This window comes from Roseateles sp., from assembly GCF_036404855.1.
GTDB lineage: Bacteria > Pseudomonadota > Gammaproteobacteria > Burkholderiales > Burkholderiaceae_C > Pelomonas.
The window spans coordinates 1-8,966 of sequence record NZ_DASWYS010000370.1 but is presented as its reverse complement, the minus strand read 5'-3'; the positions used below and the strand labels follow the sequence as shown (position 1 = coordinate 8,966).

Genomic DNA, 8,966 nt, shown 5'->3' with positions numbered 1-8,966 from the left:
GCATGTCTGGCTCCCGACTTGTTGCTGCTGCCCATGAGAGTCCTTCTGCTGTTTTGCGTCGCGTTGAGCGCCTGCGCGTCGCCCCGTTGGATCAACCCGGCGAACCCGGGCGCCGATCTGGAGGCGGACAAGGTCGCCTGTGACAAGGACGCCGAACGCATCGGGCGGCTCAGCCAGTTGGGCAACCAGGCGCTCGCGCGCAACTGCGTGGACGGTCCGATGTGCCAGAGCCTTGCGGAGGCCCAGCGCATCCAGACCACCGCCGAGGCCGGCAACGCTTACAAGCAATGCATGTCGGGGCGGGGCTGGCGCGAGCTGAACCGCTGAAAGCCTGGCGGCCCGGCCTGGCTCGACGCTTTCTTTGGGCGGGCGGGCGACGATCCTGCTAGGCTGCCCGCGCCCGTCAACGGTGGCGGAGTGGGAGCGGCAGGCATGGCGGAATTGACGATCAACGGCAAGCGGATGCAGTTCGAGGCGGAAGCCGACACACCGCTGCTCTGGGTGCTGCGTGAGCAGCTCAGCCTCACCGGCACCAAGTACGGCTGCGGCGTCGCGCAGTGCGGTGCCTGCACGGTGCACATCGACGGCGCGCCGGTGCGCAGCTGCGTGATGCCGGCCTCGGCGCTGACACCGGCGCAGAAGATCACCACCATCGAGGGCCTGGCCCCCAATGCCTCGCACCCCTTGCAGAAGGCCTGGGACGCGCTCGACGTGCCGCAGTGCGGCTTCTGCCAGAGCGGCATGCTGATGGCCGCTGCGGCGCTGCTCAAGGCCAAGCCCAAGCCGACCGACGCCGACATCGACGAGGCCATGACCAACATCTGCCGCTGCGGCACCTACAACCGCGTCCGCGCGGCCATCCACCTGGCCGCCGGCCAGGTGCAGCGCAAGCAGATTCCCATCGTCATCGAAGGAGGCCGGGCATGAGCACCGTGCTGTCGCGTCGAGCCTTTCTGCACACCACCGGCGCTGCGGCCGGCGGCCTGATGGTGGGCTTCCATGTGCCGGGCCTGGCCCAGGGCGACGTCCCGCCCGAGCTGAACGCCTGGGTGCAGGTGCTGCCGGATGAGACCACCGTGATCCGCATCGCGCGCTCGGAGATGGGGCAGGGCACCCTGACTGGCCTGGCCCAGCTCGTGGCCGAAGAGCTGGAATGCGACTGGGCCAAGGTGAAGACTGAGTACCCGACGCCGGGTCAGAACCTCGCTCGCAATCGTGCCTGGGGCAGCATGAGCACGGGCGGCAGCCGCGGCGTGCGCGAGTCGCACGAGTACGTGCGCAAGGGCGGCGCGCTGGCGCGGGCGATGCTGATCCAGGCGGCGGCCAACCAGTGGAACGTGTCGGTCGTGGAATGCTCGACCGCGTCGGGCTGGGTGGTGCATGCGGGCAAGCGCCTGAGCTACGGCCAACTGGCCGCCGAGGCTGCCAAGCTGGCCGCGCCGGCCGACATCCAGCTCAAGCCGGTGAAGGACTGGCAACTGGCTGGCCGGCCGATGAAGCGGCTGGACACCCGCGCCAAGCTTGACGGTTCGCAGATTTACGGCATGGACCTGCAACTCCCCGGCATGCTGAATGCGGCCATCAAGGACTGCCCGGTCTTCGGCGGAAGGCTCAAGAGTTTCGACGCGACGGAGGTCGAGAAGCGTCCCGGCGTGAAGAAGGTCGTCAAGGTCGGGGACACGGCCGTGGCCGTCGTGGCCGATACCTGGTGGCGAGCCAAGACCGCGCTGGACGCGCTCCCCATCGTCTGGGACGAGGGTCCCAACGCGACGCTGAGCAGCGCCGACGTGGCCGCGACGCTGAAGGCCGGCCTTGACGCCCCCGAAGCCGCCGTTGGCAGCTCGCAGGGTGATGTGGCCGGGGCACTGGCTGGCGCGGCGACCAAGGTGGAGGCCGTCTACAGCACGCCGCACCAGAACCACGCGACGATGGAGGTCATGAACGCGACGGCCAAGTGGACGCCGGAGCGCTGCGAGGTCTGGACGCCAACGCAAAACGGCGAGGCGGCCCTGGCCGCGGCCGCGGAATCCTCGGGCCTGTCGCCGTCGCAATGCGAGGTCTACAAGCTGCACCTGGGCGGCGGCTTCGGCCGGCGCGGTGCCGTGCACGACTGGGTGCGCCAGGCGGTGGCCATCGCCCGTGAACTGCCGGGCACGCCGGTCAAGCTGATCTGGAGCCGCGAGGAGGACATGACGCATGGTCGTTACCACCCGGTCACGCAGTGCAAGCTGACGGCGGGCCTGGACGCGGGGGGCAAGCTGACGGCCCTGCACATGCGCATCTCGGGCCAGAGCATCATCGCGGGCATCTTTCCGCAGAACATCCGTGACGGCAAGGATCCGGCCGTGTTCCAGGGCCTGAGCGCCGGTGGCGCTGAAGGTGCACTGGGCTATGCCGTGCCCCATCTGCTCATCGACCATGCGATGCGCAATCCACCCGTCCCGCCAGGCTTTTGGCGTGGCGTGAACCTGAACCAGAACGCGATCTACCTGGAGTGCTTCATCGACGAGGTGGCCCACGCCGCCAAGCGCGACCCGCTGGAGCTGCGCCGCGAGCTTCTGGCCAACTCTCCCAGGCATCTGGCCGTGCTGAACGCGGTAGCCGCCAAGGCCGGCTGGGGCAAGCCGCGGGCCAAGGGCCGCCATCTGGGCCTGGCCCAGATCATGGGCTTCGGCAGCTATGTGGCGGCCTGCGCCGAGGTGTCGGTCAGCAAGCAGGGCGACCTGAAGATCCACCGCATCGTTGCCGCCACCGACCCGGGCCATGCCGTCAACCCGCAGCAGATCGCGGCCCAGGTCGAAGGCAGCTTCGTCTACGGCCTGTCGGCGGCGCTGTTCGGCGAGATCACCCTCAAGAACGGCCGCGTCGAGCAGCAGAACTTCGACACCTATCCCGTCGTCAGGATGGAGCACATGCCTGCGGTCGAGACGATCTGCATGCCGTCCGGCGGCTTCTGGGGCGGCGTGGGCGAGCCGACCATCGCCGTCGCCGCGCCGGCCGTGCTGAACGCGATCTTCATGGCCACCGGCAAGCGCATCCGCGACCTGCCCCTGGCCAAGCACAAGCTGGTGTGATGCGCGGATGGTTGGCGCTGCTGCTGGCGGCCGGCGCGCAGGCCGGCGACATCGAGCGCGGCCGGGCGCTGGTCGCCGACCGCACGCAGAGCCTGTGCCTGCTCTGCCACGCGCTCACGGCGGCGGGCGATGCCAACCAGGGCAATCTCGCGCCGCCGCTGGAGACGGTGGCGACGCTGCCTCCCAAGGCGCTGCGTGAGCGCATCGCCGACATGCGCCGCTTCAACCCGGCCACCGTCATGCCGCCCTTCCGATCGACGGACGGCCTGCGCGACGTGGCGCCGGCCTGGTCGGGCCGCGCCGCGCTGACCGAGCAGCAGCTCGACGACATCGTGGCCTACCTCGGCACGCTGGCGAGGCCATGAGGCGGCGCGAGTTCGTCATGGCCGCGTCGGCGCTCGCGCTGCTGCCCGAGGCGCAGGCGACGGAGGAGGCCATGCGCGCAGCCATCCGTGCCTGGGCCGGCCGCGATCCCGAGACGGGCGCTTTGAAGATCGACATTGCCGCACTGGTGGAGAACGGCAACGCGGTGCCGGTGCGCATTGCCGCGACCGAGCCGGTCACGGGCCTGGCGCTGTTCACGTCGCTCAATCCGGAACCCGAGGTCGCACACATCACACTGGCCGCGGACTGCCCCAGGCCCGAGTTCAGCACCCGCATGCGTCTGGCGCGCAGCCAGCGCATCGTGGCCGTCGCCCGGGCGGCGGACGGGCGCTGCTGGCAAGCGGGGATGGATGTGATCGTGACGTTGGCTGCCTGCGTGGAACCCTGATGGTCACCCGTGCCGTCATCACCCTGCCCAACCCCGTCAAGGCCGGCAAAGTCTTCGAGGTGCGAGCCACCGTGGCCCATGCGATGGAGACGGGCTATCGCACCAGCGACGATGGCACGCGCCTGCCGCGCGATCTGGTGCGCCGATTCGAATGCCGACTGGATGGCGAACTCGTCTTCGCAGCCGACCTGTATGCCGCCATCTCCGCCAATCCCTACCTGGCATTCTGGATGCGGGCCGGCCAGTCCTGCGAGCTGACCTTCAGCTGGCGCGGCGACAACGGGTTCGAGCATCGCGAGACGCGCGCCCTGACGGTCGCATGAAGGCCTGGCTGCTGCTTTTCATCGCGCTGGCCGCCAGCGCCGACGAGCGCCGCTCCGGCCGCGACACCATGAGCCAGGCCCTGCGCACGCTGCAGGCCGACGATGCCCAGCATCCGGCCCAGCTCGCATTGGCCCTGGGCCGGGACCTGTGGGAGCAGGGCAAGCGGTCCTGCGCCAGCTGCCACGGCGCGCCAGAGACGCTGCGCGGCGCGGCGACCCGCTACCCGGCCTGGGACCAGGGCCTCCTCGACCTGCCGGGCCGCATCCAGCGCTGCCGCGTGCGCCACCAGGCGCTGCCGGCCTGGAAGCCCGAGGCCGAGCCCTTGCTCGCCCTGACGGCATTGGTGGCGCAGCAGTCGCGCGGCCTGCCGGTCCAGCCCCAGCGTGGCGCCGAGCTGGACCAGGCCGCCGCCCAAGGCCAGCGCCTCTACACGACGCGAATCGGGGCCCTCAACCTGTCCTGTGCGCAGTGCCACGACGAACGCGCGGGCCTGCGGCTGGGGGGCAGCCTGATTCCGGAGGGCCATGTGGACGACTACCCGGTCTACCGCCTCGAATGGCAGTCCCTGGGCAGCCTGCAGCGCCGCCTGCGCGGCTGCCTGAGCGGGGTGCGTGCCACCGCCTGGGACTGGGACAGCCGCGAGCTGCTGGCGCTGGAGATCTATCTCGCGCGTCGCTCGACGGGCATGGCCATGCAGCCGCCGGGCGTGCGCCCCTGACACGCAGGGTGACCGCCGCGACGGCGGGCCGGCGATGCGCAAGGGCGACTGGGGTTGCACCTGCCCCGGTCGCAAGGGACGCCGACCGAGTTGCGCGTCCATGCCGATCCTGACGATGGCGGCAGCATCGCTGGGCCTGGGCGCGCCGGACGTCCTGAGCTCGGCCGGCGAACCGCGAGCTGCGCCTGGTGCCGATCTAGCGCTGTTCGAGCTGGCGGCGGCCGAACAACACTTCGCGTGCCGTGTCGTCCGTCAGCGGCTTGCGCGCGCCCGCAAGCACCGCGACGCCGCGCTGCACGGCCGGGCGCCTGGCGATCTCGTCGAACCAGCCCTTCAAGTGCGTGTAGTCGGCCATCTCCACGCCCTGGTTCTTCCAGGAGCGCAGCCAGGGGAAGATCGCGATGTCGGCGATGGAGTAGTCGTGTCCGCCGATGTAGGTCGAGTGGGCCAGTCGCTTGTTGAGGACGCCGTAGAGGCGACGGGCCTCGTTGGTGTAGCGCTCGATGGCATAGGGCAGCTTGTCGGGCGCGTAGATGCGGAAGTGGTGAGCCTGGCCCAGCATGGGGCCGATGCCCCCCATCTGGAACATCAGCCACTGAAGCACCTCGTATTTGCCGCGCACGTCGGCGGGCAGGAACTTGCCGGTCTTGCCGGCCAGGTAGAGCAGGATGGCGCCGCTCTCGAACAGCGACATCGGCTGACCGTCCGGGCCATCGGGGTCGGTGATGGCGGGAACTTTGTTGTTGGGGCTGATGGCGAGGAAACCCGGTGCGAACTGCTCGCCAGCGCCGATGTCCACGGGATGGACCCGGTAGGCGAGGCCGCACTCCTCCAGCATGATGTGCACCTTGTGGCCATTGGGCGTGGGCCATGAATACACTTCGATCATTCGTCGACTCCGTCAGCAACTAGGCCGATTCTCACGACTCATGGTGGTAAAGCAAGTCAAGCACTGGTTCGTGACGCGCGCCAACGCAGCGCGCTGGCGCGCGATCCAGGCCTGGGCCGAGGCGCGCAGCGCCGAATTCACGCAAACGCGTGACGGCATGGGCTTTCTCATCGAGGACCGGCAAGCCGTCCCAGGGCCGCTGCGCATCGAATGGGGGGCGTCCCAGCGCAGCTACCTGCCGGGCACCGAGCTGCGCATGCGCTGCGAAATGAGACTGCACTCCGATCTGCAGTTCATGGTGCTGTGCCGCGGGCTGATGGAAAACCTCGAGCGCGCCGTCTTCGAGGCCTACACCGACACGCTCAAGACCCGCGTCGATACCGACACGCCGGAAGAGATGCGCTGGCTGGTCATGTTCCCTAAGTTCAACAATGCCTCGTCGCAGATCCTGCGCCAGCGCTGCGGCATCGTTGGCGTGACCAAGGACCTGACCGGCGCCTGGATCGAGGGTGAACTGAGCGAGGCCCTGGTTCAGGCCAGCCAGGACCTGCTGCCCGACGGCCATCCCTTCGTGCTGATGTGCATGCGCGGCAACCTCTATCTGCGCACGGAGATGGGCGAGGCCGAGCTGCCCAAGCTGCAGGGCCTGGTGCGTCTGCTCGAATGCGCCGCACGGGCGGCCATGCGCCTGAACGGCCGGGTGGCCGATGCAGGCGCATGGCCGACTACGACCTCCATCGCTTTCACGCCTTCGACGCGCCCCGGCGACGTGTACTGAGCGGCCGGTCCCGGCCTGCCGTCAGGCTTTCTGCGCGAAGGTCCAGGCCAGCTCGGCCAGCGGCTTGGCGCTCGCCGCGGTCTCCCGGGCCTGAGCGCTGGAGGCGGTGCCGTCCACCACGCGCTTGGCGATGCCCTGCACGATGGCCGCGATGCGGAACATGTTGTAGGCCATGTAGAAGTTCCAGTCGGCCATGACGGCGCTGGCGTCGGCGCGCCCGGTGCGCTCGCAATAGCGCTGAACGTACTCGCGCTCGCTCGGGATGCCCAGCTCGGCCAGGTTCTTGCCGCCCAGGCCGCGCGCGGCGCCGGAGGTGCGGATGTGCCAGCTCATGCAGTGGTAGCTGAAGTCCGCCAGCGGATGCCCCAGCGTGGACAGCTCCCAGTCCAGCACGGCGATGATGCGCGGCTCGGTGGGGTGGAAGACGACGTTGTCCATGCGGTAGTCGCCGTGGACGATGCTGATCTCACCCTCGTCGCGTGCCGAGGCGGGAATGTGGGCCGGCAACCAGGCCAGCAGCGCGTCCATTGCCGGGTTGGGGTCGGTCACGGACGCCAGGTACTGCTTGCTCCAGCGGCCGATCTGGCGCTCGAAGTAGTTGCCCGGCTTGCCGTAGCCTTCCAGGCCGCGGGCCTTGAAGTCGACCTGGTGCAGGGCCGCGATGACGCGGTTCATCTCGTCATACAGGGCCGCGCGTTCGGCGTTGTTCATGCCGGGCAGGCTCTGGTCCCAGAGCACGCGGCCGGGCATGAACTCCATGACGTAGAAGGCGCGGCCGATGACGGCCTCGTCCTCGCACAGTGCCAGCATGGCCGGCACGGGCACGTCGGTACCGGCCAGCGCGCCCATGACCTGGAACTCCCGCTCGATGGCGTGTGCCGACGGCAGCAGCTTGGCCACCGGGGCGGGCTTGCTGCGCATCACGTACTGTGCCCCTGGCGTTTTCAGTAGATAGGTCGGGTTGGACTGCCCGCCCTTGAACTGTTCGAGACTCAGCGGCCCGGCGAAGCCGTCGACGTGGGCGGACAGCCAGCCTTCGAGCGCTGCGGTGTCCAGCGCTTGTGCCAGGGGACGGGTGCCGGTGAATGCTTCCATGGAGGTCGTCGTTGTTTTGAGGGGCGCGAACTTTCCATTGTGAGAGGCGGGGGCCGGCGGGGGTGTCTCCTGTGCGCCAGTCTCAGCGCGCAGCCGCGGCGAGCAGCTTGTCGCGGCTCAGCACCACCAGGCGGGTCGGCTCCACGCGTACGGCGCCTTCGCGCTCGAAGGCCTTCAATTCCTGGTTGACGCGCTGGCGCGAGGCGCCGAGCAACTGGGCCAGGTCTTCCTGGGCCAGTTGCAGGCCAATGCGGATCACGGCTTCGTCGCCTTCGCCCTCCTGAACGCCGTAGGAGCGGGCCAGCAGCAGCACCTGCTTTGCCAGCCGTGCGGCGAGCGGCCTGGTGTTGAGGTCCTCGATCATGTCGAACATCAGCCTCAGGCGGCGGCAGTTCAGACGAAGCAGCGCGTCGTAGAGCTCGGAGTGGGCCTGCAGCAGGGCGCGGAAGTCGGACTTGCGCACGCACAACAGCGTCGTGTCGCCATGGGCATAGGCGTCGTGGGTGCGCGGCAACCCGTCGAAGAGGGCGATGTCGCCGAACCAGGTGCCGGGCTCGACGTAGGTGAGCGAGATCTGCTTGCCCGCGAGCGACACGGAGCTGACGCGCACGGCGCCCTTGGCGACGCCGCACCATTCTTCGGCGGGCTCTCCCCGGTGCGAGAGCATGGTCTCGTCGGCAAGACGGCGCACGAAGGCGCGCTGCAGGATGTCGTTGCGCAGGGGCTCGGACAGCTTGGCGAACCAGGCGCCCTGGTCGATCTGCTGGCGTTCGGCGGGAGTGAGGCTGAGTGCGTTCATGGGTTGGGGCATTGTGCCGCCCGTGGCCCCCCGGAAGACGGGGGCGGCGGTGGATGCCCCCATGCTAGAGTGATCCGCGCTGTCTCCAACCCCTCGTTCAACCGCATCGCGAGCCGCCTGCAGTCAATGCCCATCACGGCCCTGCGCCCGACGTTGTTGGGTGCCCTCACACCCGCCTTGGCACTGCTGCTCGGCCTGCCTCCCCAGGAGGCCCAGGCCCTGGGCGTGGGCCGGCCGACCCTCCATTCGGCACTGGGCAAACCGCTGGACGTCAGCATCCCGCTTGCACTGGCGCAGGGCGAGCAGCTCACCGATTCCTGCCTGCGCGCCGAGGTGTCGGCGGGCGAGGCGCGCGTGCCGGCCGGACTGCTGCAGCTGCGCCTCGAGGGCGAGCCGGGCCAGCAGTACATCCGGCTTCAGAGCCAGGCACGCATCGACGAGCCGACCCTGCGCATCACGCTGGCGCTGGGCTGCCCGCTGCGTCTGACGCGCGAGTTCAACGTCTTCGTCGACCCGC

Annotated in this window: 12 protein-coding genes; 9 read left to right on the top strand and 3 right to left on the bottom strand. The window is 69.4% G+C overall.

The annotated features are described in order from the left end of the window. From VGF12_RS24910 to soxA, 7 genes are all read left to right on the top strand, one after another. Window positions 1-327 (top strand): hypothetical protein (locus VGF12_RS24910; protein WP_331178743.1); only part of this gene is annotated, 327 nt, incomplete at its 5' end. Window positions 328-432: 105 nt separating this feature from the next. Beyond that, window positions 433-927 carry a (2Fe-2S)-binding protein gene (locus VGF12_RS24905; protein ID WP_331178742.1) on the top strand — a complete coding sequence of 165 codons (495 nt, stop codon included), beginning with the start codon at window positions 433-435 and terminating at the stop codon, window positions 925-927. Continuing rightward, window positions 924-3,074, top strand: a complete 2,151-nt coding sequence (locus VGF12_RS24900) for a xanthine dehydrogenase family protein molybdopterin-binding subunit (protein ID WP_331178741.1) — start codon at window positions 924-926, stop codon at window positions 3,072-3,074. The genes VGF12_RS24905 and VGF12_RS24900 overlap by 4 nt, the downstream gene beginning before the upstream one ends. After that, window positions 3,074-3,439: a sulfur oxidation c-type cytochrome SoxX gene (gene soxX, locus VGF12_RS24895; protein WP_331178740.1), complete on the top strand. Its 366-nt coding sequence runs from the start codon at window positions 3,074-3,076 to the stop codon at window positions 3,437-3,439. The genes VGF12_RS24900 and soxX overlap by 1 nt, the downstream gene beginning before the upstream one ends. Continuing rightward, the gene (locus VGF12_RS24890; RefSeq protein WP_331178739.1) at window positions 3,436-3,846 is read left to right on the top strand and encodes a thiosulfate oxidation carrier protein SoxY; all 411 of its coding nucleotides are present in this window, start codon (window positions 3,436-3,438) and stop codon (window positions 3,844-3,846) included. Before soxX ends, VGF12_RS24890 begins: the two co-directional genes overlap by 4 nt. Beyond that, entirely contained in the window at window positions 3,846-4,169 is a 324-nt protein-coding gene (locus tag VGF12_RS24885; RefSeq protein WP_331178738.1) for a thiosulfate oxidation carrier complex protein SoxZ, read from the top strand. Before VGF12_RS24890 ends, VGF12_RS24885 begins: the two co-directional genes overlap by 1 nt. Next, the gene (soxA, locus tag VGF12_RS24880; RefSeq protein WP_331178737.1) at window positions 4,166-4,888 is read left to right on the top strand and encodes a sulfur oxidation c-type cytochrome SoxA; all 723 of its coding nucleotides are present in this window, start codon (window positions 4,166-4,168) and stop codon (window positions 4,886-4,888) included. The genes VGF12_RS24885 and soxA overlap by 4 nt, the downstream gene beginning before the upstream one ends. Window positions 4,889-5,084: 196 nt before the next feature. Here soxA and VGF12_RS24875 read toward each other — a convergent pair whose 3' ends face one another. After that, window positions 5,085-5,777 (bottom strand): glutathione S-transferase N-terminal domain-containing protein, encoded by a 693-nt coding sequence (locus VGF12_RS24875; protein ID WP_331178736.1) that lies wholly within the window; start codon window positions 5,775-5,777, stop codon window positions 5,085-5,087. 40 nt (window positions 5,778-5,817) lie between these two features. Here VGF12_RS24875 and VGF12_RS24870 point away from each other — a divergent pair, with 40 nt between their 5' ends. After that, window positions 5,818-6,555, top strand: coding sequence for a hypothetical protein (locus VGF12_RS24870; RefSeq protein WP_331178735.1), 738 nt, complete (start codon window positions 5,818-5,820; stop codon window positions 6,553-6,555). A gap of 21 nt (window positions 6,556-6,576) precedes the next feature. Here VGF12_RS24870 and VGF12_RS24865 read toward each other — a convergent pair whose 3' ends face one another. Together VGF12_RS24865 and VGF12_RS24860 are read right to left on the bottom strand one after the other, a co-directional pair. After that, window positions 6,577-7,650 carry a phosphotransferase gene (locus VGF12_RS24865; RefSeq protein ID WP_331178734.1) on the bottom strand — a complete coding sequence of 358 codons (1,074 nt, stop codon included), beginning with the start codon at window positions 7,648-7,650 and terminating at the stop codon, window positions 6,577-6,579. An 82-nt stretch (window positions 7,651-7,732) separates the two neighbouring features. After that, complete coding sequence (locus tag VGF12_RS24860; protein ID WP_331178733.1) at window positions 7,733-8,449, bottom strand: Crp/Fnr family transcriptional regulator; 717 nt, start codon at window positions 8,447-8,449, stop codon at window positions 7,733-7,735. A 69-nt stretch (window positions 8,450-8,518) separates the two neighbouring features. On the opposite strand from VGF12_RS24860, the gene VGF12_RS24855 reads away from it, so the two are divergent. Next, a partial coding sequence (locus tag VGF12_RS24855) for a type IV pilus assembly protein FimV (protein WP_414710197.1) occupies window positions 8,519-8,966 on the top strand: 448 nt, incomplete at its 3' end.

What these genes read in the sequence shown, in the direction of transcription:
- VGF12_RS24870 (WP_331178735.1), top strand. Translation starts at nt 5,818, where the DNA reads ATGGTGGTAAAGCAAGTCAAGCACTGGTTCGTGACGCGCGCCAACGCA.
- soxX (WP_331178740.1), top strand. Translation starts at nt 3,074, where the DNA reads ATGCGCGGATGGTTGGCGCTGCTGCTGGCGGCCGGCGCGCAGGCCGGC.
- VGF12_RS24865 (WP_331178734.1), bottom strand. Translation starts at nt 7,650, where the DNA reads ATGGAAGCATTCACCGGCACCCGTCCCCTGGCACAAGCGCTGGACACC.
- soxA (WP_331178737.1), top strand. Translation starts at nt 4,166, where the DNA reads ATGAAGGCCTGGCTGCTGCTTTTCATCGCGCTGGCCGCCAGCGCCGAC.
- VGF12_RS24890 (WP_331178739.1), top strand. Translation starts at nt 3,436, where the DNA reads ATGAGGCGGCGCGAGTTCGTCATGGCCGCGTCGGCGCTCGCGCTGCTG.
- VGF12_RS24875 (WP_331178736.1), bottom strand. Translation starts at nt 5,777, where the DNA reads ATGATCGAAGTGTATTCATGGCCCACGCCCAATGGCCACAAGGTGCAC.
- VGF12_RS24885 (WP_331178738.1), top strand. Translation starts at nt 3,846, where the DNA reads ATGGTCACCCGTGCCGTCATCACCCTGCCCAACCCCGTCAAGGCCGGC.
- VGF12_RS24905 (WP_331178742.1), top strand. Translation starts at nt 433, where the DNA reads ATGGCGGAATTGACGATCAACGGCAAGCGGATGCAGTTCGAGGCGGAA.
- VGF12_RS24860 (WP_331178733.1), bottom strand. Translation starts at nt 8,449, where the DNA reads ATGAACGCACTCAGCCTCACTCCCGCCGAACGCCAGCAGATCGACCAG.
- VGF12_RS24900 (WP_331178741.1), top strand. Translation starts at nt 924, where the DNA reads ATGAGCACCGTGCTGTCGCGTCGAGCCTTTCTGCACACCACCGGCGCT.